General features: G+C 64.6%; 19 protein-coding genes. 16 read left to right on the forward strand and 3 right to left on the reverse strand.

The window, feature by feature from the left end:
- Positions 1-49 precede the first annotated feature (49 nt).
- The 10 genes from ACMGGN_RS08915 (at position 50) to ACMGGN_RS08960 (ending at position 10097) form a co-directional block, all read left to right on the forward strand.
- Entirely contained in the window at positions 50-811 is a 762-nt protein-coding gene (locus ACMGGN_RS08915) for a 1,6-dihydroxycyclohexa-2,4-diene-1-carboxylate dehydrogenase (protein ID WP_115274748.1), read from the forward strand.
- Positions 812-864: 53 nt separating this feature from the next.
- Positions 865-2187 (forward strand): MFS transporter, encoded by a 1323-nt coding sequence (locus tag ACMGGN_RS08920; protein WP_204918009.1) that lies wholly within the window; start codon positions 865-867, stop codon positions 2185-2187.
- A gap of 29 nt (positions 2188-2216) precedes the next feature.
- Positions 2217-3338, forward strand: a complete 1122-nt coding sequence (locus ACMGGN_RS08925; RefSeq protein WP_414156676.1) for a muconate cycloisomerase family protein — start codon at positions 2217-2219, stop codon at positions 3336-3338.
- 18 nt (positions 3339-3356) lie between these two features.
- A complete protein-coding gene (gene catC, locus ACMGGN_RS08930) occupies positions 3357-3647 on the forward strand; it encodes a muconolactone Delta-isomerase (RefSeq protein ID WP_046786158.1) in 291 nt (96 codons plus the stop codon).
- A gap of 39 nt (positions 3648-3686) precedes the next feature.
- Positions 3687-4601: a catechol 1,2-dioxygenase gene (catA, locus tag ACMGGN_RS08935; protein WP_046786159.1), complete on the forward strand. Its 915-nt coding sequence runs from the start codon at positions 3687-3689 to the stop codon at positions 4599-4601.
- 127 nt (positions 4602-4728) lie between these two features.
- Positions 4729-5928, forward strand: coding sequence for a benzoate/H(+) symporter BenE family transporter (locus ACMGGN_RS08940; RefSeq protein WP_414156677.1), 1200 nt, complete (start codon positions 4729-4731; stop codon positions 5926-5928).
- 53 nt (positions 5929-5981) lie between these two features.
- The gene (locus ACMGGN_RS08945; RefSeq protein WP_414156678.1) at positions 5982-7232 is read left to right on the forward strand and encodes an OprD family porin; all 1251 of its coding nucleotides are present in this window, start codon (positions 5982-5984) and stop codon (positions 7230-7232) included.
- A 95-nt stretch (positions 7233-7327) separates the two neighbouring features.
- Entirely contained in the window at positions 7328-8413 is a 1086-nt protein-coding gene (locus tag ACMGGN_RS08950; RefSeq protein ID WP_414156679.1) for a metal-dependent hydrolase, read from the forward strand.
- Positions 8414-8416: 3 nt separating this feature from the next.
- Positions 8417-9118 carry a TraX family protein gene (locus ACMGGN_RS08955; protein ID WP_414156680.1) on the forward strand — a complete coding sequence of 234 codons (702 nt, stop codon included), beginning with the start codon at positions 8417-8419 and terminating at the stop codon, positions 9116-9118.
- A 67-nt stretch (positions 9119-9185) separates the two neighbouring features.
- A complete protein-coding gene (locus ACMGGN_RS08960) occupies positions 9186-10097 on the forward strand; it encodes a LysR family transcriptional regulator (protein ID WP_174141173.1) in 912 nt (303 codons plus the stop codon).
- An 84-nt stretch (positions 10098-10181) separates the two neighbouring features.
- Here the strand turns inward: ACMGGN_RS08960 and ACMGGN_RS08965 are convergent, their stop codons facing one another.
- Positions 10182-11279 carry an alkene reductase gene (locus tag ACMGGN_RS08965; protein ID WP_251962716.1) on the reverse strand — a complete coding sequence of 366 codons (1098 nt, stop codon included), beginning with the start codon at positions 11277-11279 and terminating at the stop codon, positions 10182-10184.
- 337 nt (positions 11280-11616) lie between these two features.
- Between ACMGGN_RS08965 and ACMGGN_RS08970 the strand changes: the two genes are divergently transcribed.
- Together ACMGGN_RS08970 and aldA are read left to right on the forward strand one after the other, a co-directional pair.
- Positions 11617-13797, forward strand: a complete 2181-nt coding sequence (locus ACMGGN_RS08970) for a PQQ-dependent dehydrogenase, methanol/ethanol family (RefSeq protein ID WP_046786166.1) — start codon at positions 11617-11619, stop codon at positions 13795-13797.
- A gap of 7 nt (positions 13798-13804) precedes the next feature.
- Positions 13805-15238 carry an aldehyde dehydrogenase gene (aldA, locus tag ACMGGN_RS08975; protein WP_046786167.1) on the forward strand — a complete coding sequence of 478 codons (1434 nt, stop codon included), beginning with the start codon at positions 13805-13807 and terminating at the stop codon, positions 15236-15238.
- Positions 15239-15323: 85 nt separating this feature from the next.
- Here aldA and ACMGGN_RS08980 read toward each other — a convergent pair whose 3' ends face one another.
- Both ACMGGN_RS08980 and ACMGGN_RS08985 read right to left on the reverse strand, forming a co-directional pair.
- Entirely contained in the window at positions 15324-17237 is a 1914-nt protein-coding gene (locus ACMGGN_RS08980) for a sigma-54-dependent Fis family transcriptional regulator (RefSeq protein ID WP_115274758.1), read from the reverse strand.
- 92 nt (positions 17238-17329) lie between these two features.
- Positions 17330-18850, reverse strand: coding sequence for an apoptosis inducing factor family protein (locus tag ACMGGN_RS08985; protein ID WP_115274759.1), 1521 nt, complete (start codon positions 18848-18850; stop codon positions 17330-17332).
- Positions 18851-19065: 215 nt separating this feature from the next.
- Between ACMGGN_RS08985 and ACMGGN_RS08990 the strand changes: the two genes are divergently transcribed.
- The 4 genes from ACMGGN_RS08990 (at position 19066) to ACMGGN_RS09005 (ending at position 24741) form a co-directional block, all read left to right on the forward strand.
- On the forward strand, positions 19066-20163 hold the full coding sequence (locus tag ACMGGN_RS08990; RefSeq protein ID WP_174141178.1) for a sugar diacid recognition domain-containing protein: 1098 nt from the start codon (positions 19066-19068) through the stop codon (positions 20161-20163).
- 112 nt (positions 20164-20275) lie between these two features.
- The gene (locus tag ACMGGN_RS08995) at positions 20276-21415 is read left to right on the forward strand and encodes a glycerate kinase (RefSeq protein ID WP_119687052.1); all 1140 of its coding nucleotides are present in this window, start codon (positions 20276-20278) and stop codon (positions 21413-21415) included.
- Positions 21416-21712: 297 nt separating this feature from the next.
- Complete coding sequence (locus tag ACMGGN_RS09000; RefSeq protein WP_414156681.1) at positions 21713-23029, forward strand: AMP-binding protein; 1317 nt, start codon at positions 21713-21715, stop codon at positions 23027-23029.
- Positions 23026-24741, forward strand: coding sequence for a prenyltransferase/squalene oxidase repeat-containing protein (locus ACMGGN_RS09005; RefSeq protein WP_414156682.1), 1716 nt, complete (start codon positions 23026-23028; stop codon positions 24739-24741). Before ACMGGN_RS09000 ends, ACMGGN_RS09005 begins: the two co-directional genes overlap by 4 nt.
- Positions 24742-24745: the final 4 nt, after the last annotated feature.

The raw sequence follows: 24745 nt of genomic DNA on the forward strand, positions 1-24745 counted from the left end.
GTGCAGGCCAGGCAAGGTTGTGCCTGATAACAGGATAAGGAAGTAGCAGATGAACAACCGATTCCATAACAAAGTAGCCCTGGTCACCGGCGCCGCTCAAGGCATCGGCCGTGGTGTGTGCTGGCGGCTCAAGGCCGAAGGCGCGCAGGTGGTGGCCGTGGACCGCTCCGAACTGGTCCACGAACTGGCCGGGGAGGGCGTGCTGACGCTGATCGCCGACCTTGAGCAGTACACCGACTGTGCCCGCGTCATGGCCTCGGCGGTAGAAGCGTTCGGGCGCATCGACATTCTGGTCAACAACGTTGGCGGCACCATCTGGGCCAAGCCCTTCGAACACTATGAAGTGGCGCAGATCGAGGCCGAAGTTCGCCGCTCGCTGTTCCCCACCCTGTGGTGCTGCCACGCGGCGCTCCCGTACATGCTCGAACGCGGCAGCGGCGCCATCGTCAACGTCTCCTCGATTGCCACCCGCGGCGTCAACCGCGTGCCCTATGGCGCGGCCAAAGGCGGGGTCAATGCACTGACCGCGTGCCTTGCCTTCGAAACCGCCGGCCGCGGCATCCGGGTCAACGCTACCGCGCCCGGCGGCACCGAGGCACCACCCCGGCGGGTGCCACGCAATGAGGCCGAGCAGAGCGAACAAGACAAACGCTGGTATCAGCAGATCGTCGACCAGACCCTGGACAGCAGCCTGATGCACCGCTACGGCAGCATTGACGAACAGGTTGGCGCGATCCTTTTCCTGGCCAGCGACGAGGCGTCCTACATCACCGGCGTGACCCTGCCGGTGGGGGGCGGCGACCTCGGCTGAGCAGCACCCAAAGGCAGTTTTACTCCACAAAAAAAACAACAGAGACAGATGCCATGCGAACCCTTGACGTTCACCCGATCATCGACAACGCCCGTTTCACCGCCTTCCACTGGATGGTCATGGCCTGGTGCGGCCTGCTGCTGGTCTTTGACGGCTACGACCTGTTCATCTACGGCGTGGTACTGCCGGTGATCATGAAAGAATGGGGCCTGACCCCTTTGCAGGCCGGTGCCCTGGGCAGCTATGCGCTGTTCGGCATGATGTTCGGTGCCCTGGCTTTCGGCAGCCTGGCCGACCGGATCGGGCGCAAGAAAGGGATTGCCATCTGTTTCGCCCTGTTCTCGGGGGCGACCATCCTCAACGGCTTTGCCAGCAGCCCCAGCGAGTTCGGCATCTATCGCTTCATCGCCGGCCTTGGCTGCGGCGGTTTGATGCCCAATGCCGTGGCGCTGATGAACGAATACGCGCCCAAGCGCCTGCGCAGCACGCTGGTGGCAATCATGTTCAGCGGTTATTCGCTGGGCGGCATGCTTTCGGCGGGCGTGGGTATCTTCATGCTGCCACGCTTCGGTTGGGAGTCGATGTTCTTCGCCGCCGCAGTGCCGCTGCTGCTGTTGCCGGTGATCCTGTATTACCTGCCCGAGTCGATCGGCTTTCTGGTGCGCCAGGGCCGTACCGACGAGGCGCGCACGTTGCTCAAGCGCCTGGACCCGCACTGCGATGTGCAGGCTGACGACCAATTGCAGGCGACTGACCGCAAAGGTAACGGCGGTTCAGTGCTGGACCTGTTCCGCAATGGCCTGGCCACCCGCACCCTGGCCCTGTGGCTGGCGTTCTTCTGCTGCCTGTTGATGGTCTACGCGCTCAGCTCGTGGCTGCCGAAACTGATGGCCAACGCCGGCTACAGCCTGGGCTCGAGCCTGTCCTTCCTGCTGGCACTGAACTTCGGCGGCATGGCCGGGGCAATTCTGGGTGGCTGGCTGGGCGACCGCTACAACCTGGTGAAAGTGAAAGTCGCGTTCTTCCTGGCAGCTGCCGTGTCGATCAGCCTGCTCGGGGTCAACAGCCCGATGCCGGTGCTGTACCTGCTGATCTTCATCGCCGGCGCCACCACCATCGGCACGCAGATTCTGCTGTACGCCGGTGCTGCGCAGCTTTACGGCCTTGCGGTGCGCTCCACCGGCCTGGGCTGGGCCTCGGGCATCGGCCGCAACGGCGCCATCGTCGGGCCATTGCTCGGCGGTGCGCTGATGGGGATCAACCTGCCGCTGCAACTCAATTTCATCGCCTTCGCCATCCCTGGTGCAATCGCCGCGCTGGCCATGGCCGTGCACCTGGCCAGCAGCCGGCGTCACGCCCTGGCCGCGACGGCCTGACCTTACTACTGACTGAACGGGAGCTTTTCATGACAAGCCCAACCATTGAACGGCTGGAGGCGATCATCGTCGACCTGCCCACCATCCGCCCGCACAAGCTGGCCATGCACACCATGCAGCAGCAAACCCTGGTAGTCCTGCGCCTGCGTTGCAGCGACGGTGTGGAAGGTATCGGCGAGGCCACCACCATCGGCGGCCTGGCTTACGGCTACGAAAGCCCCGAGGGCATCAAGGCCAATATCGACGCGCATCTGGCGCCGGCGCTGGTGGGCATGGCTGCCGACAACATCAATGCCGCCATGCTCAAGCTCGACAAGCTGGCCAAGGGCAACACCTTCGCCAAATCCGGTATCGAGAGCGCCTTGCTCGATGCCCAGGGCAAACGCCTGGGGCTGCCGGTCAGTGAGCTGCTGGGCGGGCGCGTGCGCGACAGCCTTGAGGTGGCCTGGACCCTGGCCAGCGGGGACACGGCATGTGACATCGCCGAGGCCGAGCACATGCTGGAGGTTCGCCGCCACCGGGTGTTCAAGCTGAAGATCGGCGCCAACCCCCTGGCACAGGACCTGAAACATGTGGTGGCGATCAAGCGTGAGCTGGGCGAGCGCGCCAGTGTGCGGGTCGACGTCAACCAGTACTGGGACGAATCCCAGGCCATTCGCGCCTGCCAGGTGCTGGGTGACAACGGTATCGACCTCATCGAACAGCCGATCTCACGCATCAACCGCAGCGGCCAGGTGCGCCTGAACCAGCGCAGCCCTGCGCCGATCATGGCCGACGAGTCCATCGAAAGCGTGGAGGACGCGTTAAGCCTGGCTGCGGACGGTGCCGCCAGCATCTTCGCCCTGAAAATCGCCAAGAACGGCGGCCCGCGTGCCGTTCTGCGCACCGCACAGATTGCCGAAGCGGCCGGCATCGCCCTGTACGGCGGCACCATGCTCGAAGGCTCTATCGGCACCCTGGCTTCGGCACACGCCTTCCTCACCGTACGCCAGTTGACCTGGGGTACCGAGCTGTTCGGGCCGCTGCTGCTGACCGAAGAGATCGTCAACGAGCCGCCGCAGTACCACGACTTCCAGCTGCACGTGCCACGTACCCCAGGCCTGGGCCTGACCCTCGACGAACACCGCCTGGCGCGCTTCGCCCGCCGCTGACATCAAAGGAGAACCCCCATGCTGTTCCACGTGAAGATGACCGTGAAGCTGCCGGTCGACATGGACCCGGCCAAGGCCAGGCAACTGAAGGCCGACGAGAAGGAACTTGCCCAGCGCCTGCAGCGCGAGGGCACCTGGCGTCACCTGTGGCGCATCGCCGGGCACTACGCCAACTACAGCGTGTTCGACGTGCCCAGCGTCGAGGCGCTGCACGACACGCTGATGTTGCTGCCGCTGTTTCCGTACATGGATATCGAGGTCGACGGCCTGTGCCGTCACCCGTCATCGATCCACGCCGACGACCGCTGAAACACGCCTTTCGCACAAGAACAAGACGAGATAACCATCATGACCGTGAAAATTTCCCACACTGCCGACGCCCAGAAGTTTTTCGAAGAAGCAGCAGGCTTTGGTAACGACAACGGCAGCCCACGCCTTAAACGCATCGTTCAGCGTGTGCTGCAGGACACCGCCCGCCTGATCGAAGACCTGGAAATCAGCGAAGACGAGTTCTGGCTGGCTGTGGACTACCTCAACCGCCTCGGCGGCCGTGGCGAGGCCGGGCTGCTGGTAGCGGGGCTGGGGATCGAGCACTTCCTCGACCTGCTGCAGGATGCCAAGGATGCCGAGGCAGGCCTGAGCGGTGGCACCCCGCGCACCATCGAAGGCCCGCTGTACGTTGCCGGCGCGCCCATCGCCCAAGGCGAGGTGCGCATGGATGACGGCAGCGAGGAGGGCGTGGCCACGGTCATGTTCCTCGAAGGCCAGGTGCTCGACCCCCACGGCCAGCCGCTGGCCGGTGCCACCGTTGACCTGTGGCATGCCAACACCCGTGGTACCTACTCGTTCTTCGACTCGAGCCAGTCCGAGTACAACCTGCGCCGACGCATCGTCACCGACGCCGAAGGCCGCTACCGCGCGCGCTCCATCGTGCCCTCGGGCTATGGCTGCGACCCGCAGGGGCCGACCCAGGAATGCCTGGACCTGCTGGGCCGCCATGGCCAGCGCCCGGCGCATGTGCACTTCTTCATCTCGGCGCCGGGGCACCGGCACCTGACCACACAGATCAACCTGTCTGGCGACAAGTACCTGTGGGATGACTTTGCCTATGCCACGCGCGATGGGCTGGTCGGTGAGGTGGTGTTCCGTGAGGGGGCCGACGGGCGCTATGCCGAACTCAAGTTCGACTTCCAGTTGCAGAAGGCGCTGCAAGGCGCGGATGAGCAGCGCAGCGGGCGGCCTCGGGCCTTGCAGGAAGGCTAAGTCTGGATCGCGGGCACGCCGGCGCCTGCAGGAACAGCGCAGGCACTGAACTCAGCGGTGTCTGGGGAGCGGCTTGCCGGCGATCAAGCGCAAAGCCCTTGCAACCCACTACTGCAGCGAGAGGCCCATGAAAAACCTGATCAAGGACTGCTCCCTTTCCGCCATCGTCGCAGGGTGCCTTGCGACGATGATTTCCTACGCCGGCCCGCTGGTGATCATCTTTCACGCCGCCGAAGCCGCCGGCTTGGCCCCGGGCCTGCTGTCTTCCTGGGTTTGGTCCATCTCCATGGGCAGCGCTGTACTCGGCGGTTTGTTGAGCCTGTACTACCGGGTACCCATAGTGATCGTCTGGTCCATCCCGGGCTCGGCACTGTTGGTCACGGCCTTACCCCAACTGGGACTGGAGCAGGCAGTAGGGGCATATCTGGTGGCCAACCTGGTCCTGCTGCTGATCGGCATCAGCGGGGCCTTCGACCGCATCATCGCGCGCCTGCCGGGCTCGATCGCCGCCGGCATGCAGGCCGGCATTCTGTTCAGCTTCGGCACCGAGGTGTTCCGGGCATTGCCGGTGCAGCCGGGGCTGGTGCTGGCGATGTTCGTTGCCTATGTGTTGATGCGCAGGCTGCAACCGCGCTACGCCGTGGCCGCGGTGTTGTGTGTGGGTGCCGTTGTCACCTTTGCCAGTGGCGCACTGCGCAGCGAGGCACTGGTGCTGGAACTGGCCTCGGCGCAGTGGATCACCCCGCAGTTCAGCCTTGCGGCGCTGTTCAGCCTGGCACTGCCGATGGTGCTGGTGGCGCTGACCGGGCAATTCATGCCGGGCATGGCGGTGCTGCGCAACGCAGGCTATGCAACGCCCGCCAGCCCGTTGATCAGCGCCAGTGCCATCGGCGGAGCCTTGTTGGCGCCGTTCGGTTGCCATGGCCTGAACCTCGCTGCCGTCACCGCCAGCCTGTGCACGGGCCACGAGGCCCATGACAACCCGCGCCGGCGCTATGTCGCGGCGGTCGCCGGCAGTGCGCTGTACCTGTTGCTGGGCATCGCCGGGGCGACACTGATGTCGCTGTTCGCCGCCTTTCCTGCTGCTTTGATAGCCGCGCTGGCCGGGCTTGCGCTGTATGGCGCGATCAGCGACGCCTTGGCCCGCAGCCTGGCTGAGCCGCAAGAGCGCGACGCCGGCTTGTTCACCTTCCTGGTCACCGCTTCGGGGGTGTCTTTCCTTGGCCTTTCGGCAGCGTTCTGGGGGCTGCTGTTCGGCCTGCTGGCACACGTGCTGCTCAGGCTGCGTCGCCCGCATGCCCAGGAGGCCCTGCGCCGTTCACCTTGAAACTCGTATTACCAACGCTTTACCCATAACAACAAGATCAAGAGAGCTTCGGAATGAACCAAACCCCTTGCGTCGCCATCGGGCTGACCCTGCTCAGCCAACCGTTATCCGCCGCCGAAGGCGGTTTCTTCGAGGATGCCAAAGCCAGCCTCAGCGCCCGCAACTACTACTTCAGCCGTGACTTTTCCGACATCGTCGGCGCCAATCAGCAGTCCAAGGCCCAGGAGTGGGCGCAGGGCTTCATCCTTGACTTCAAGTCCGGCTACACGCAAGGCACCGTAGGCGTTGGGGTCGACGCGCTGGGCGTGCTGGGCATCAAGCTCGACAGCAGCCCTGACCGGGCCAATACAGGGCTGCTGCCAGTGCACGGTGATGGCAGGGCCGCCGACGAATACAGCCGCCTGGCACCTACGTTCAAGGCACGGGTATCCAAAACCGAATTGCGCGTCGGTGAACTGCAGCCCAACCTGCCGGTGCTGACTTTCAGCGATATCCGGCTGTTGCCGCCCACTTACCAGGGCGTGAGCCTCAGCACGTCCGAACTGGACGGCCTGACGGTGCAGGCCGGGCACCTCACCGGCTCGCACCTGCGTAACGAAGGCGGCGACGGCAAGATGAACGCCATGCTCGGCCATGTGCCCCAGCGCCAGGTCGAGAGCGACGCATTCAACTATGTCGGGGGCGACTACGCGTTCAACGGCAACCAGAGCAGCGCCAGCCTTTGGTACGGGCAACTGCAAGACGTTTACGCCCAGGGCTTTGTCGGGTTCAAGCACAGCAAGCCGCTAGGGGACTGGGTGCTCAGTGCCAACCTGGGCTATTTCACCGCCCGCGAGCAAGGTGATGCGTTGCTGGGCACCATCGACAACCAGGCATTCTTTTCGCTGCTCACTGCTAGGCGAGGGGGGCACAGCTTCCACGCGGGGTACCAGGCGATGTACGGCGACAGTCCGTTCCCTCGGGTGTTCGCCAACATTTCGCCGCTGGGCAATGAGGTGCCGACGTATGAGTTTGCCTACACCGATGAGCGCTCCTATCAGCTGCGCTATGACTACAACTTCGCAGCCATGGGCATCCCGGGGCTGACGGCGACGGTGCGCTACCTCACCGGTAACAACGTCGATACCGGCCAAGGGTACGAGGGCAAGGATCGCGAACGTGATATCGATCTGGGTTATGCGGTGCAGAGGGGTGTGCTCAAAGGGCTGGGAATACGGGTGAGGAATGCCATGGCGCGGTCCAATTACCGTAGCGATATCGATGAAAACCGGTTGATCCTGGTGTACACCTGGCAGCTGTTCTAAGCCCGTACCGGCCACGCGTTGTCACACAGCAGCAATTGCATCACCGGGGTTCGCAGGGTTAGGTTTCCTGTATTGCCCACTCAGGAAACCTTCCCTTGGACTCCATTACCCAAGCCGTACTCGGCGCCGCGCTGCAAGGCACAGTGCTTGGCCGTATCCAGGGCCGCCGCTCGTTGATCTACGGCGCCGCACTGGGCACCGTGCCGGACCTGGACGTGGTCATCCGCTACGCCGACCCGGTGTCGCAAATGACCTACCACCGCGGCTTCTCCCACTCGATCTTCGTGCTGACCGGCCTGGCCCTGTTGCTCGCCTGGCTGGTCAACCGGCTGGGCCGCACGCGCTGGCCTGACAAAGGCTACACCTTGCCCAGGTTGTTCCTGGCGTTCTGGCTGGTACTGGTGACCCACCCGATCCTCGATTCATTCACGGTATACGGCACGCAGCTGTTCTGGCCGTTGCAGTTCACCCCGCAAAGCTGGGCCAGCGTGTTCATCATTGACCCGGTCTACACCGTGCCGCTGCTGGCGGCCGTGCTCTACGCCGCTATCAGGGGCGTGAGCGGCAAGGCGTTGCGCCTGATGAGCCTGGCCCTGGTGTTCAGCACGGCTTACCTGGGGTTCGGCCTGGCCGGCCGCATGGCCGCCGAGCAGCGTTTCCAGGCTGCTCTCGAGCAGCAGGGGATTGTCGCAAACGAGGTGCGCGCGGTACCGATCGCGTTCAACAGCTTGGTCTGGCGCGTGCTGGCCAAGACCCCGGATGGCGATTATTACGAAGGCGTCAGCAGCGTATTCGACCGTGCGCCACCGGAAATGCAGCGACTGCCGCGTAACCTGCAGCTTGCAACTGCATTGGCCGATAACCCCCTGTTGCAGCGGCTGCGCTGGTTTACCGATGACTGGCTGCGCTACGACGAGGTGGGCGGTGCGCTGGTAGTCACGGACCTGCGCATGGGGATCCCGGGCAATTACACCTTCCGCTTCAACATGGGCCATCGCGATGCGAAGGGGCACTGGGTTGCCGACACGCCCACTGCGTGGCGCGGCAGCGGAGCAGGCTCGATGTTCAACCGCCACGACCTGGCGTTGATCTGGCGCCGTATCCTGGATCAGCAACCACCGTTGCCATTGGCCGCCTGGACCACCCAATACCTGCACCAGGCCGACGGCCCCGGGCGCTGAGGCGTGCGCTCAGCGGGGTTGGACCTGGTCAAGTGGACGGCCATCGTAACCATGGTTGCCGACCACGTACGTTTCCTCTGGCCGGCTGCCGAGGGGCTGTTCATTGTCGGTCGCCTGGCCTTCCCATTGTTCTGCCTGGCGATCGCAGTGAATGTCGGGCGCAGCACACCGGGCCGGCTGTTTACCCGTGCCAACCTGCGCTACCTGGGCTGGATGCTGGCTTTCATGGTGCTGTCTGAAGGGCCCTATCGTTGGCTGGACCCTGCTACCCAGACCTTCAGCGTGATCCCCACTCTGACCTTGGGGCTGCTGGTGGCCTGGGCTGTGCACCACCCCCCGGCGTCAGCGCGGCTAATCGGCCTTGGCGCCGTGCTGATTGCAACCGGGTGCAGCGCGCAACTGATGTACGGGTTGCCCGGCGTACTGCTGCCTGCGGCCTGGCTGATGGCTCGCAGCCGAGGGGGAGTGGCCTGGCTGCTGCCGTGCCTGTTGGCTGTGGCGGGCAACCTGACCAACAGCTGGTTGCTCGAACACCTGCTGGCACCGGTTCCCTTTCTGACCATGGCCGCTGCAGCCCTGGCCATACCTGTCGGGTGCATGCTGCTGCGCCACAACCACTGGCCTGTGCCTGCGGTGGGGCGCTGGGGGTATCTGTTCTACCCGTTGCACTTGCTGGTCATCAAGGCACTGCAGTGGATGCTGTAACGAGGCCCTTGCAATACTGCAATACGCACCCATTTAAGCGGGTCTTCAGTATCCGCAGGAACCTGACATGGAACCCAACCGCTTCGGCGACATCACCGCTTTCGTCAGTGCGGCGAAGGCGGGCAGTTTTACCGCTGCAGCGGCGAGCCTGGGGCTGACCCGTTCAGCCGTGGGCAAGAGCATCGCGCGCCTGGAGGCGCGTATGGCGGTACGCCTGCTCAACCGTACCACGCGCAAATTGAGCCTGACCGATGAGGGTTTGGTGGCGTATGAGCGCTGGCGGCAGATTCTCGATGACCTGGACGAGGTGGAAAGCACCATGGCCCAGCGGCGTGGCAAGCCCACCGGCACGCTGCGCCTGACCGGCCCGCTGTCGTTGGGCCAGCGGCATGTGTTGCCGGTCCTCGATGCTTACCTCAAGCAATGGCCGGAACTGCGCGCCGACATTCGTTTTACCGACCGTTTCGTCGATCTGGTCGAGGAGGGCGTGGACGTAGCCGTACGGATCGGCGCACCCAAGGAAGACTCACAGTTGCTCACTCGCACTGTGGCCTGGCAGCAGTTCGTTACCTGCGCTTCGCCGGAATATTTGCGCCAGCACGGGGTGCCGCAGGTGCCTGCAGACCTGTACGGGCATGACAAGATTGCCTTCCTGACAGGGGAAAAATCCATGCCCTGGCGCTTTCACACGCCAGAGGGCCTGCACCTGTGCGAGGAGCCCGGGCGGCTCAATATCGACAGCTCCGAAGCCATGCTCGATGGCGCACGGGCAGGGTTCGGGCTGATTCACCTGCCCACCTACATCACCGGGGAGGACCTGCGCGCGGGCACGCTGGTGGAGGTGTTGCACGCCTACAGGCCACCGGCCGACCCTATTCGCGTGGTGTACCCGAGCAAACGCCACCTGTCTCCGCGAGTACGGGGGTTCATCGACCTGCTGGTGGCGAGTTGGGAGCACGGAGTGCCCTGGGAGCAGTGATTGTGAATGTCAGGCCCCTGAAGCCGGGTTCAGCCCTGGCGCGCCTACAGCTTCGAGCCTGTAGGCGCGGGGCCCCTCATGCCATCAAGCCTGTTTCAGGAACGGGTAATCCGTATACCCCTCAGGCCCGTTTGCATAGTCGAACTGTGGCCGATGCTCATTCAGTGGCGCCTGAACCCGCAGGCGTTCCACCAGGTCCGGGTTGGCGATGAAGCTGCGCCCGAACGCCACGGCATCGATCAACCCACGCCCGATCAGGTCTTCGCCTTTCTCTGCGGTATAGGCACCTGCGGCAATGATTACCCCTGGGTAAGCTGCCCGAATAGCCTCACGGAACGTATCGCGCAGCGGCTTGCCACCAGCCCAGTCCGGCTCGGACAGGTGCAGGTAGGCCAGGTTGCGCTTGGCCAGTTCCTTGATCAGGTACAGCCCTGCTGCCTCTTGATCTTCGCCATTGTCCACGCCATTGAAACCGCCCAACGGGAAAATGCGGATACCCACGCGCTCGGCGCTCCAACCGGCAATGGCGGCATCCACCGCTTCGAGCACAATACGGGCGCGGTTCTCGACACTGCCGCCATAACGGTCCTCGCGCTGGTTGGCGCTGGGGGTGAGGAACTGGTGCAACAGATAGCCGTGAGCGGCATGCAATTCGATGAAGTCGAAGTCGGCCTCGCGAGCATTGACCGCTGCCTGGCCGAAATCGGCGACGATGTCGGCGATCTCTTCCTCGCTCAGGGCACGCGGTACGGAGGTCTCAGTGCGCAGCAGGTTGCCTTGCTCGTCACGCAACGTGGTACGGGCATTGGCAGGTAGGGCGCAGGGCGCCACTGGCGCCTGGCCACCAGGCTGCAAGGTCGTGTGCGAAACACGGCCGGTGTGCCAGACCTGCACCGCGCTGTGGCCGCCTGCAGCATGAATGCCTTCGTTTACCAGGCGCCACGCGGCAATCTGCTCGGCGGTGTGAATGCCTGGTGAACCCGAGTAGCCCTTGGCCTGGAAGGAAATTTGCGTAGCCTCGGTAATGATCAGGCCTGCACTGGCACGCTGGGCGTAGTACTCGGCCATCATCGGGGTGGGTACATCCCCGGGCTCCAGGCTGCGCAGGCGGGTGAGGGGCGCCATGAACACGCGGTTGGGCAACGTCAGTGGGCCGATCTGCAAGGGTTGGAAGAGTTTCATTGCCGCTCCGAAGGTGAAAGAACCAATGGCGCGCACGATACCGGGATGATTGGGGAATGGGGGGACCGGCACCCCGGCGGCAGGCTCCCCAATGGCTTTGATCACGCAGGTCAACACACTTTTCTGGGCCGAGGGAGCGGCTGGCACACCTGTGTCATGTCTGCAGCAGCTGTTTCATCGTTGCGCCAGGCCATGCTGCCTGGCGATTGCCGGCAGTGCAGCGTCGAACCGCTCTGGCATGGCGGTTTGGCAAGCTCATTGTGCCAATGGCACAGCCGTTGCTCTGTGTGTTACCGACGCCTGATGCGGTGTCCATAACAAGAACGGAGAACCGAGCATGAATCGAACAGGCCCGCACCGTCGGCCTCTGCCGCACTTGCTGAGCTGCCTGGCCTTGAGCCTGGCGTGCAGCGCACCTGCCTTCGCCGCCGAAGTCGACGGCCAGCGCATCATCGACGCCGACAAGGAACCCGGCAACTGGATGAGCCACGGCCGTACCTATGACGAGCAGCGCTACAGCCCGCTCAAGGCGATCAACCAGGGCAACGTCAACCAGCTCGGCCTTGCCTGGAGCTACAAGCTCGACCTTGACCGTGGCGTGGAGGCTACACCGATCGTGGTTGACGGCGTGATGTACACCACCGGGCCGTTTTCGGTGGTGTACGCCCTGGACGCGCGCAATGGCACGCTGCTGTGGAAGTACGATCCGCAGTCTGACCGCCACCGCGCCGGTGAGGCCTGTTGTGACGCGGTCAACCGAGGGGTGGCGGTGTGGCAGGGCAAGGTCTATGTGGGTGTGCTCGATGGCCGCCTGGAGGCGATCGATGCCAAGACTGGCAAGCGCGTGTGGTCGGTGGACACCCGCGATGACGACAAACGCAGCTATACCATCACCGGGGCGCCGCGGGTGGTCAACGGCAAGGTGATCATCGGCAATGGCGGTGCCGAATTCGGTGTGCGCGGCTACGTGACTGCGTATGACGCCGAAACCGGCAAACAGGCCTGGCGCTTCTTCACCGTGCCGGGCGACCCCAAGCTGCCGCCCGAGAACAAAGCCATGGAGATCGCCAGCAAAACCTGGCACGGCGACGCGTATGTCGAATGGGGTGGCGGCGGCACGGCCTGGGATTCGTTCGCCTACGACCCGGAACTCAACCTGTTGTATATCGGCGTGGGCAATGGCTCGATGTGGGACCCAAAATGGCGCAGCCAGGCCAAGGGCGACAACCTGTTCCTTTCCTCGATCGTCGCGGTCAATGCCGACACCGGCGAATACGCCTGGCACTACCAGACCACGCCAGGCGATGCCTGGGACTTCACCGCCACCCAGCACATGATCCTGGCCGAGCTGCCCATTGACGGCAAACCGCGCAAAGTGCTGATGCAGGCGCCGAAAAACGGCTTCTTCTATGTGCTGGACCGTGCCACCGGCGAGCTGCTGTCGGCGAAGAACATCGTGCCGGTGAACTGGGCCAAAGGCATCGACATGAAGACCGGGCGGCCGATCATCGACGATGAGGCGGCGGCCTACTGGAAGGACGGCAAGCGCAAGCTGGTGACCCCGGCTTTCTGGGGCGCCCATGATTGGCACCCAATGTCCTACAACCCCGACACGGGCCTGGTGTACATCCCGGCGCATATCATGTCGGCCTACTATGAGCACATCCCCGAGGCGCCCAAGCGCAACCCGTTCAAGAGCGTCTACCAGTTGGGGCTGCGCACCGGCATGATGCCTGAAGGCGCCGAAGGCCTGCTGGACATGGCCAAGAGCTGGTCGGGCAAGCTGATCGCCTGGGACCCGGTCAAGCAGGCGCCGGCGTGGGAGGTGCCGTACATCACCATCTTCAACGGCGGCACCCTGAGCACTGGCGGCAACCTGGTGTTCGAAGGCAGCGCCGATGGCCGGGTGATCGCCTATGCCGCCGATTCGGGCAAAAAGCTCTGGGAGTCGCCCGCCGCCAGCGGCGTGATGGCTGCCCCGATCACCTATTCGGTGGACGGCGAGCAGTACGTGACGTTCATGGCCGGCTGGGGCGGGGCGTTTTCCACCTTCGCCGGCGCGTTGTCGCTGCGCGCCGGGGTGCAGCCGTTCGCCCAGGTGCTGACCTACAAGATCGGCGGTACCGCCAAGTTGCGTGAGCCGGCGCCACCGGCCGACGCACCGGAGCCGCCCGCGTTGACCGCCGATGCGCAAACGGTCGCTGCCGGGGCCGCCCTGTATGACGGCAACTGCTCGCAATGCCACGGTATCCACGCCGTCAGTGGTGGTGTGCTGCCCGACCTGCGCAAGCTCACTGCCGAAAAGCACCAGATGTTCCTCGGCATCCTCTATGGCGGCAGGGTACCCGATGGCATGCCTTCGTTCGCCGACAACCTCAAACCCGAGCAGGTCGAGCAGGTGCACCAGTACCTGATCAAGCGCGCCCATGACTTGAAGGCCGAAGGCGATGCGTGGCAGCGGTTCAGCGCCAAGCCCGTCGCCCAGCCGCCCCTGGCCGACAACACACCACAGGAGTGACACGAGCATGACAGACACGACCTACCAAAACTTCATCGACAACGCGTTTGTACCCAGCGAGGCGCTAATCGAGGTCTACAACCCGGCCAACGCCCAGTTGCTGGGGCGGGTGCCAGAAACACCGGCCGAACAGGTGGAGCGCGCCATCGCAGCAGCACGCAAGGCGCAAAAGGGCTGGGCGGCGAAGACGGCCATTGAACGGGCAGGCTACCTGCGCCAGATCGCCGCCAAGGTGCGGGCCAATGCCGACCGCCTGGCGCGGATCATTACCCAGGAGGGCGGCAAGGTGCCGGCGCTGGCCCAGGTCGAGGTCAACTTTACCGCTGACTACCTTGACTATATGGCCGAATGGGCGCGCCGCCTGGAGGGCGAGGTACTCAGCAGCGACCGCGCCCACGAACACATCTTCCTGATGCGCAAGCCACTGGGCGTGGTGGCGGGGATTCTGCCGTGGAACTTCCCGTTCTTCCTCATCGCACGCAAGATGGCGCCGGCGCTGCTCACCGGCAATACCATCGTGATCAAGCCCAGTGAGGAAACCCCCATCAATTGCTACGCGTTCGCCCAGTTGGTGGCCGAGACAGACTTGCCCGCAGGCGTGTTCAACGTGGTGGGCGGCAAAGGGGCGAGCGTCGGTCACGGGCTGTCGAGCCATGCTGGTGTCGACCTGGTGAGCTTCACCGGCAGCGTGGCTACCGGCGCGCGGATCATGGCCGCGGCCGCACCGAACATTACCAAGCTCAACCTCGAACTGGGCGGCAAGGCCCCGGCGATCGTGCTGGCTGACGCCGACCTGGACCTTGCGGTGAAAGCCATCGTCGCCTCGCGCGTGATCAACACCGGCCAGGTCTGCAACTGTGCCGAACGGGTGTATGTGGAGCGCAAGGTGGCCGACGCCTTCGTCGACAAGGTAGGCCAGGCCATGGCGGCCATCCGCTATGGCGACCCCTCGCGCCAGGCCGATCTGGACATGGGGCCGCTGATCAACCAGGCCGGCCTCGACAAGGTGGCGCAGATGGTGCGCACGGCCGTAGGGCAGGGCGCCCAGTTGGTGACCGGGGGGCAGGTCGCCGACCTCGGCGCCGGGTTCCATTATCAGCCGACTGTGCTCGCCGGCTGTGCTGCGGACATGGAGATCATGCGCAAGGAGATCTTCGGACCGGTATTGCCGATCCAGGTGGTCGACGATCTGGACGAAGCGATTGCCTTGGCCAATGACAGTGAGTATGGGCTGACCTCATCGCTCTATACCCGTGACCTGAATGCAGCGCTGAAGGCTTGCCGCGAGATCGACTTTGGCGAGACCTACATCAACCGCGAGAACTTCGAAGCCATGCAGGGCTTCCACGCCGGTGCGCGCAAGTCCGGCATCGGCGGGGCGGATGGCAAGCACGGGCTGTATGAGTACACGCGCACCCAGGTGGTGTACATCCAGGGGTAAGTCTTCACCCCAGCGTCCCTGTCTTGCCGGCGATGCAGACGCTGGGGTGCATGGCACCGGCCTGCCGGCGATAGGGGCGCACCGGTCACCCCAACAGGTTTGGCTGCACGATCGCGTACCGCTTCATCTTGCGGTACAGCGTCGAGCGCGAAATGCCCAACGCCTGCGCCGCTGCGCTCATGTTCCAGTGCTCACGCTTCAAGACCTCCAGCAAATGCCGCGCCTGAAGGTCTTCCACCTGTTGCTCGAGCGCTGCAGGCTGGGCAGGCGCTGCACCGTCCAGCAACTCCTGGGGCAAGTCGGCCAGTTCGATCACACCGCCCTCGGCCAGCGCTACCGCCTGGCGCAGGGCGTTGAGCAGTTGGCGCACATTCCCCGGCCACGCATGGCCCAGCAGGCAACGATGCGCCTCGGCGCTCAAACGCAACCCCGACCCGGCCGACAAGCCAGAGAGCAGCGCATCGATCAGCTCGCGGCGGTCGCTGCGCTCACGCAGGGCCGGTAACCTCATGCGCATCCCGCACAGGCGATAGTAAAGGTCTTCGCGAAAACGCTTTTCGCCAATCATGGCCTGCAGGTCCTGGTGCGTCGCCGATATCACCTGGATATCAAGCGCCACTGGCGTTTCTGCACCCAGTGGCACCAGTTCACGTTCGGCCAGCACCCGTAGCAGGCGCGTTTGCAGGTGTGCAGGCATATCACCGATTTCATCGAGAAACAGTGTGCCGCCATTGGCGTGCTCCAGCTTGCCCTTCATGCCTTTGCGGCTGGCACCCGTGAAACTGCCGGCGCGGTAGCCGAACAGTTCGCTTTCGATCAATGACTCGGGTATCGCTGCGCAATTGAGCGCCACGAACGGCTTGGCATGGCGCTGGCTGGCCTGGTGCAGGGCGCGGGCGAAAGCTTCCTTGCCGGTACCGGTTTCGCCGTCGAGGAGGATGGCGATGTCCTTGTCCAGCACCTTGCGCAGCCGACGCACGCTTTGTTGCAGTTGCGCGTCCTGGCCTGCCAATTGTTCGAGGCCGGGGTGGCGAGCCCGTGCGGGCATCGGCGGTACAGCCGGCAGCGGGCGATAGCCGGCGGGGACGCGCAGGCCGACGTCCAGCAAAAGCGCTTGAGCATGGGCGCGCAACTGGGTACCGCGGGCGCCGCCACGGGTGAGGTCGAGCAGTTGGTCGATATCGGCGTGCAGCAGTTGCTCGACAGGCGCCCCCAGCAACTTGCCGCTGTGCGCAAGGAAGGCCGCCCGATTGGCACCGATCACCCGGCCACCTTCATCCAGCGCAAGCAACTGCTCGGCCGCCAGGTCCGAGAACTCGTCACGCGGTTTCAGCGCCAGGGTCAGGCGGTCGCGAAAGCGCTCGCGGAAATGGCTGTTCTCGATCAGCCGTGCGTACAGGGTCACCAACTGCAAGGTCAGGTGCTGTGCTTGCTTGGGACCGTCGTTGTACAGGCAGGTGGCATTCAGGCAACCGAGCAGTTGATTGTGGGCATCGAAGATCGGCGACACCGAGCAGCTCAGGCGGGCGTTGGCTGCCAGGAAGTGCTCCTGACGGTGGATGGTCAGGGCCTGCCGGCTAGCCAGAGCGGTACCGATGCCGTTGGTGCCGGCCACCGACTCGTCCCAGCGCGCGCCAACGATCAGCCCGGAACGGGTATAGCGTTGCGGGTCGGCCGGCAAGCGGGAATCGAGGGTAATACCCTCGGCGTCACTGAGCAGCACGGCGAAGCCTGCATCCACTACGCGCCGCGCCAGGCCGCTGACACCCTGGCTGGCGATGGCCAGGTAGGCCTCATGCTGGGCCTGGTGCTGGCGGATTTCGGCGGCGCTGAGGATATTGTCGACGTGGCGCAGTTCAGGGTCCAGGTGATGCTGGTTGATGCTGCGGTACCAGGATTCGGCGATCACAGGCTCGGGCATCAGGCCACGTTCGGCGAAATGGCAATCGACGAACGCGGCCAGCTCACTGGCTTGGGGTGAGGCGGTGTGCGCGGCCATGGGCGCTCCACGAAATTCTTGTTATTTGAGGTGGGAAAACCATAGCTGATTTTTGCATGATCGGCAGCCGGCCTGGTGCGGGGCGAATGCGTTCAGCCGATCAACTCAAGCGCCTGAGCCAGGCTCAGTGATCGCTTCATACGCTGCGACAACTGCGCCATGGCATCCGAATAGCCTCTGGCGATCACGGCCTCCACCCGCTCACCTGCACATTGCAAGGCAATGAAATCGCCTTGCTCCGGCGCCCCGACAAACTCGATGCGGTCCCAGCCGCGCGCATGCCCCAGTACTTCATAGGTACGCCCATGCTGATAAGTCCAGAAGAACGGCACGTCTTCATACCGGCGTTGCTCGCCCAGCATGTTGGCGGCAGCTATGACACCGTGTTGCTGGGCCAGGCGCCAGTGCTCGATGCGCACCGGGCGGCCGGTGAGGGGGAAGGTCGCGATATCACCGGCCGCCCACAGCCGGTCGGCGGCCTGCAGCTCGGCGTCGACTGCAATGGAGTGGTCCTCGGCCAATTGCACGCCCTGCACGAAGGCAGTGGCCGGCGTGACGCCGGTGCCGAGCAAGACCAGTGACGTGTCGATTTTCTCGCCATTGCTCAGCAGCACGGCTTCGACGTGTTGCGCACCGATGAACCGCTCGATGTCGGTCGGGCCATGGAACGCCACGCCCTTGCGCTCATGCAGCGCGCGAATCGAGCGGCCAATGCGTTCACCCAACTGCATGCGTAACGGAACCTCGTGGCGGGTCACCACGTGGACCTGTGCGCCGTACGTGTGCAATGCCGATGCGGCCTCCAGGCCGATGAACCCGTCACCGACGATCACCACGGGCTGACCGGGTTCGGCGGCATCGAGCAGGCGCGCCGCATCTTCGCGCGAGCGCAGCGTCACGATGCCCGCCAGGCTTGCACCGGGCAGGTCAGGGCGTTGCGGCTTGCCGCCAGTGGCCAATAAGGCAGCGTCATAATCGATACGCTGGCCGTCGGCGAGGGTGATCTGGCGCTTTTTGGCATCCAGCAGGCGCACCTTGCCCGAGCGCCGTTCCAGTTGGCCTGTGCGCAACTGGTCAGCGTCAAGCAGCGCTGGCACTTCATCAGGCGGCATTTCGCCGGCAATCACGAATTTGCTCAGCGCAGTACGGTCATACGCCGGTTGCCGCTCCTGGTCGAGCCACACCAGGCGACCGCCGAACCCATGGGCCAGCAGCGTGGCAACCGCCGCCGAGCCTGCGGCACCGGCGCCGATGACGACGAAGCAGCGCGCATCGCTGTGACGCGGTGGCTCGGGATGCGGCAGAGGCTGGTCATCGACCCAGATTTCGCCATCCTTGACCCATGCGCGGTAACGGCGCAGGTCTGCCAGGGCCGGCGGCTCGCAGACCACGCCTTCGTCAACGGCGAAAGCGGCCTTGTGCCAGGGGCAGACCAGCAGGCCGTTGCATACCACGCCCTCTTCCAGCGGCGCTCCGGCGTGCGGGCAATTGGCCTGATAGGCGCGTACCTGCCCGGCGCTGCGAATCAGGATCACTTCTTCGCTGCCGGCTTGTACGCGAAGGGGGCGCTTGGGGTCGAGTTGCTCGAGGCGAGCCACGGCGTGCTGAGTCATGAATATTCTCCAAAGGGGGCCTTGGAACCATTTGACGCCTGGGATGACAGGGTGATGCAGTGATCTGACGGCCGGAAGGAGCGCCATGCTTCATGAGGGGCGTGTTCGGCCTTGGTCAGCGATAGAGCCGTGTGCCATGATCGGGCTTCTTGCGCCAAGGTCGCCTGTGCCGCGCCTGCTCGCGACCAAAACCCAATACCCTCAAGGACCACCGAATGTTCGAACTGGACCATGACCTGGCGCAGGATATTGTCGATCGGGCAATGGCCATTCTGCCGTGCAATGTCAATGTCATGGACAGCCAGGGGCTGATCCTGGGCAGTGGTGAGCCAGGGCGCATCAACACCCGCCACGAAGGTGCGCAGCTGGTATTGGCCAATGGCCGGATCGTCGAGCTGGATGCAGACGCCGCCAAGTGCCTCAAAGGCGTGCAGCCGGGGGTCAACCTGCCGCTGATGCTCGATGGGCGGCTGATCGGCGTGCTGGGGCTGACGGGTGACCCACAGCAACTGCGCACCTACGGCGAACTGGTGCGCATGACCGCCGAAATGCTGCTGGCCCAGCGCCATTTGCAGGTTGAACAGCAATGGCGGCGCCAGCGTTGTGATGACCTGCTGGCGTTGCTGCTCGGTGGTACGGGCGACTCGCCGCGGCTGCTGGACGAAGCGCAGCAATTGGGCCTGAAGCCGCAGTTGCCACGGGTGCCGTGTTTGTTCGAACTGCGTGCCGGCCCGGCGGCCGAGGCCTTGGCTGCCTGGTTGATGAGCCGTTACCCGGACAGTTGGTGCGTGAGCCCGGCACGCGATTCCTTGCTGTGGTGCCGCCCGGCCGGGGTGGCGCTGGATGAGGTGCGCCTGCTCGAGCGCGTGCAGCGCAGCGGCTGGCAGATCCAGCGCATGGCGCTGGGTAGCCCGGCGCAGAGCCTTGAGCAGTTGCGCCGCGGTTACCGGCGGGTTCGTGACCTGCTCGCCTATGGCCGCGAAGTGTTGCCAGGCGAGCAGCTGTTGAGCCTTGCGCGTTACCGTCTGCCGGCGTTGTTGTGGCGCCACCGCAATGAAGATGCGCTGGATGAGCTGCTTGAGCCGCTGCACCGCGTGCGTGCCAAGGATGCCAGCGGGCAGTTGCTCGCCACCCTGCGTGCCTGGTGCGCGCATGATGGCCAGAGCCAGGCCTGCGCCGATACCCTGGGGATTCACCGCAACAGCCTGCGCTACCGCCTGGAGCGCATTGCCGAGCTGGGCGAGGTCGACCCGTTGCGCCTGGAGGGCATGTTGAGCCTGTATCTGGGGTTGCAGCTGTTGCCAGCGGATTGACCTGGGCAAAAAGGCATTTGCCCAAACAACCTGTCGGCCGGTTTGTGCATCCGACCGAGGCCCCGACGCCGGCCAACTGTCAGCATGCGGCCATCTGGACAGGAGAATCCCCATGAAAATCGTCATTGCCCCCGATTCGTTCAAGGACAGCCTTGATGCTGCCGGTGTCGCCCGTGCCATCGCCGCCGGTCTGGCCGAGGCGCTGCCGACCGCTGAGCTGCTCGAGTGCCCCATGGCCGATGGTGGCGAAGGCACCATGCAGGCGATTGTCGCTGCCAGCCACGGCGAACTGCGCCGGCAGACCGTTCGCGGGCCGCTGGGCCAGCGGGTGCGGGCCGGTTGGGGCTGGCTGGCCGACAGCCGCACAGCGATCATCGAGATGGCCCAGGCCAGTGGTATCCAACTGGTGCCAAGTGCGCAGCGTGATGCCTGCCGCAGCAGCACCTGGGGCACCGGCGAACTGATCGACGCCGCGCTCAGCGCAGGGGCACAGCGCATCGTCCTGGCAATCGGCGGCAGTGCTACCAACGATGGCGGCAGCGGCATGCTGCGTGCCCTTGGGCTGCGTTTGCTGGCCGCCGATGGCCAGCCACTGGAAGAGGGCGGCCTGGCCCTGGCCGGGCTGGCACGTATCGATGCCAGCGGCCTTGACCCGCGCCTGGCGCAGGTTCAGGTCGAAGTGGCGGCCGACGTCGACAATCCCCTGTGTGGGCCCAATGGTGCTTCGGCGATCTTCGGGCCACAAAAGGGTGCCAGCCCCGAGCAGGTCCAGGCCCTGGACAAAGCGCTGGGCCACTTTGCCGACCATTGTGCGCAGGTGCTGGGCCAAGATGTTCGGGAACAGCCAGGGTGTGGTGCGGCCGGCGGCATGGGGTTCGCGGCCAAAGCCTTCATGGGGGCGCAGTTCCGCCCGGGCGTGGAAGTGGTGGCGGAGTTGGCCGGCCTCGATGCGTTGGTGAAAGGTGCCGACCTTGTGATTACCGGTGAGGGCCGCTTCGATGCCCAGACCCTGCGGGGCAAGACGCCGATGGGTGTGGCGCGTGTCGCCAAGCGCCATGGGGTCCCGGTGGTGGTGCTGGCGGGCACCTTGGGTGAAGGCTATCAGCAGCTGTATGCGCACGGTATCGATGCGGCATTCGCCCTGGCCAGCGGGCCGATGACCCTGGAGCAGGCCTGCGCCGATGCCGCGCACTTGTTGCGGGCCCGGGCCAGTGATGTTGCGCGGGTATGGCGTTGCGCCCACGGGCGCTGAAGCGTCTGCGGCAAACCCATGGCGATGCGCCGCGTGTGCGGCGCTCGGTCTCAAGGTTGCTGAAAAAAGCCCGTGGCATGCCCCGGAAATACCCAAAACATCTTTGTCTGATATCCCACCGGATCCACGGCGCGAGGAATGAATAGCGCTCGGAAAAATCGCACTTACAGATCAGGTTTTACCCGCTGAAGTTGCTGAATAATACCTCGTGACTATCACCGGCGGTTTCAAATAAGTATTTTACTTGAGCCGGACGCTCGCCAATTCTCTGCGCTGTTTATTCGAGAGGGCGAGTCGATGTTAGTTCACAGCGACCAGGATTACGGCGTGCTGAAGGCCGCGGAACGCGAGCTTCAGCTGCAGGCGGGGCATGTCCCCGACGCCGCATTTTATGAACGCAAGTTGCAAGCAATTTGGACGCGAGCACAACACAGCGCCCATTACGCAAACATAGGTCCTTACAGTTTCCCGGCCTTCCAGCAGTTGCCTGTAACCGCCAAGGCATTGCTCAAAGGCCAGCCGCTCGAGTTCTGCACGGTGGAACTGGGCGAGGCGGCCAAGTATTACGCCACCACCGGCACGACTGGCGAGCCGACCCCGACCCCGCGTTTGAAAGAAGACATCATCTGGAATGCCGTCAGTGTCGCCAGCCATTGGCGGGCAGTGCTGCGCCCGGGTTCGCGGGTGGCCAACCTGATGCCATCGGACATCGTGCCGGTAGGTGACCTGATCGCCAATGTCTGCGAGTACCTGGACGTTTCCCACGTGCGCCTCTATCCCTTCACCACCGGTATTACCGACTGGGAGCGGGTGTGCAACACCTTCGACACGTATCGGCCTACGGTCCTGTTCATTGCCCCGGGTGTGCTGGTGCAACTGACCCGCTACCTGAAACAGCGCGAATTGCTGCACGCCTTCGCCAAGTCGGTGCGCTCGATCATGCTGCTTGGCGAGGTCAATACCCAGCCGTTGCGCGAACGCCTGGCGCGCTGGTGGCAATGCGATGTTTTCGATGCCAGCTACGGCAGTACCGAAACCGGCACGTTGGCCGCAGTGGGCCAGGACCTGCAGATGCGCCTGGCCACTGCCACCAACTATTTCGAACTGCTGTTGCCCGACGGCAAGCTGGTCACCCCGGCCGAGGGGCTCACGGGCCGCCTCGTCGTTACGCCGCTCAACCTGTATGCACGCCCGCTGTTGCGTCTGGACACCGGTGACAGCGTGACCATCACCTCGCCTTGGCAGCCAGGCCAGCTCAGCCCGGCCTTGCTGATCAATGGGCGTGACAGCGATAGCGTCCGCGTGGCTGGCGTAGGCCTTGAGATCCGCGCGGTCGAGGAGGTGGTGTACGGCAGTTGCGATGCAACAGGTTATGTCATCGAAGTGGACCGCCAGGCTGACAGCGCCGCGCTTATCCTCGAGCGTGACGTCGTCTGGGACAGCAGCCAGGAAGCGCGCCTGCAAGCGCATTTGCTGGAGCGCTGCGAGCAGCACATGGGGCTGCGCTGGAGCCGCGTACTGTTCGTCAACAACCTGTCGGCGCTGAACAAGAGTGGCGGGTCGCAAAAGAGCTGGAAGAAGACCAACCTGCGCTTTGTCGGTGGCCAGCAATGACGCCGCCACGATTCCCTCTGGGGCAGGGCCTGGGCAACGGCCAACCGGACTTGTGGTGCACCTATGCGGCCATACGCAGCCTGGCCTGGGTTGGGCGCCTTGAGCAGGTTGATGTACCGGTATTACAGGCCTACATCCTGTCTCGGCGCAACCGCGATGGCGGCTTTGCCTGGAGCAAGGGGATGCCCTCCGATGCCTGGGCCACGTTTTATTGCACCGAAACCCTGCACGACCTGGGCGTTGGCGTTGAACAGTGCGACGAAACAGCGGCCTGGATCGCTACGCTGTTCGATGGCGACGCCTATGCCATGTGCCCGGGCCAGACGGCGGACGTGTGGGCCAGCCACTATGCGCTGCGCACCTTGATCGAAGTGTGCCATGGCCAGGTGCGGGACACCGAGCCCCTGTATGCCTGGCTCGAGGGGTTGCAGTGTGCCAATGGTGGCCTGAGCTGGTCGGCGGATTTCGCCCGACGCAACCTGGCCGACACCCGTGCCTGCTTCTACGGCGTGATGGCTGCGCGAGCGCTGGCTCGCCAGGGCTTGCCGGCGCCGCAATGGAACCTGCCACGCCTGATCGGCTGGCTGCAGGCACAGCAGATGGATTGCGGTGGCTTCCGCTTCAGCGAAGCGGCGGCTGTGCCGTGCCTGTGGGCGACCTATCGCGCCACCGCAAGCCTTGCGGCATTGCAGGCGCAACCGCTGAGCCGTCAGCGCTGCGCTGAATGGATCGATGCCTTGCGCGGCCCGACCGGTGCCTTCGTGCGCTGGGCGGGTTATGACGGTGAGGATGTCTGGGCGGCGTTCTGCGCACTGGGTTCGCTAAAAGCACTGGGAGAGCCGGTGGCGCACCTGGCCGATGGCGTGGCAGCGTTCATCGCCACGTTGTCGATGCCCCAGGGCGGCTATTCGTATCGCCGGGCCGATACCGCCGCCGACGTGCTGACCACTGCGGCTGCCGTGCTGGGCGATAGCCTGGCGCAGCAGCCGCGCGATGCGGCCCTGCGCTGGATCGAAGGCTGCCAGATGCCCAACGAGCCTGGGATCATGTACATGCCAGGCCGTGGTGCCGAGGTGCGTTGCACCAATTGGGGCCTTGCAGCAGGTGCCTTCGCTGGCCAGCCAGGGCCCCGCCAGGCGATCGGCCGATGGCTGGCCTCGCTGCAGAACCCTGACGGCGGCTTCGGTTTCTGGGAGGGGCGCGGCTCTGACATGGTGTCCACCGCATCAGCCGTGTCGATCTTGCGGCAATTGGGCGATGACTTCGGCGTGGACTTGGCGGCCATCGAACGCTACGTCGCCAGCTGCCAGCAAGCTCATGGCTACGCAACGTTCCCCCGTGGCGAAGTGTCACTGCGCGCGGGGTTGCAGGCCCTGGGCTGCCTGGCCCATATCGGCAACGACGTCACTGAGGCTGCCGCCCGGTTACTGGCCGCGCACAAAGTGCGCCAGGGCGGCTTCGCCAACCAGGGGCAGCGCATTCCCGACCTGCTCAGCACCTACCAGGCCGTGGCACTGGCTGCCGACCTGGGCCTGCCTGTGGACCTTGCCCACCTGCGCTTTTTCCTCGACAAGGTGCGCGGCGCTGCCGGCCATGCCTGGTCACCCTTGTTCTTGCAAGGGGTTGATGCGTTGTCCACCTGCCTGGGCCGCCTGCTCGACGCCTTTGCCCAAGGCCAGCGTAAGCAGCTGCCCAGCTTGCAGTTGTCGTAAGGAG

Source organism: Pseudomonas sp. BNK-30, assembly GCF_047456185.1.
Lineage (GTDB): Bacteria > Pseudomonadota > Gammaproteobacteria > Pseudomonadales > Pseudomonadaceae > Aquipseudomonas > Aquipseudomonas putida_E.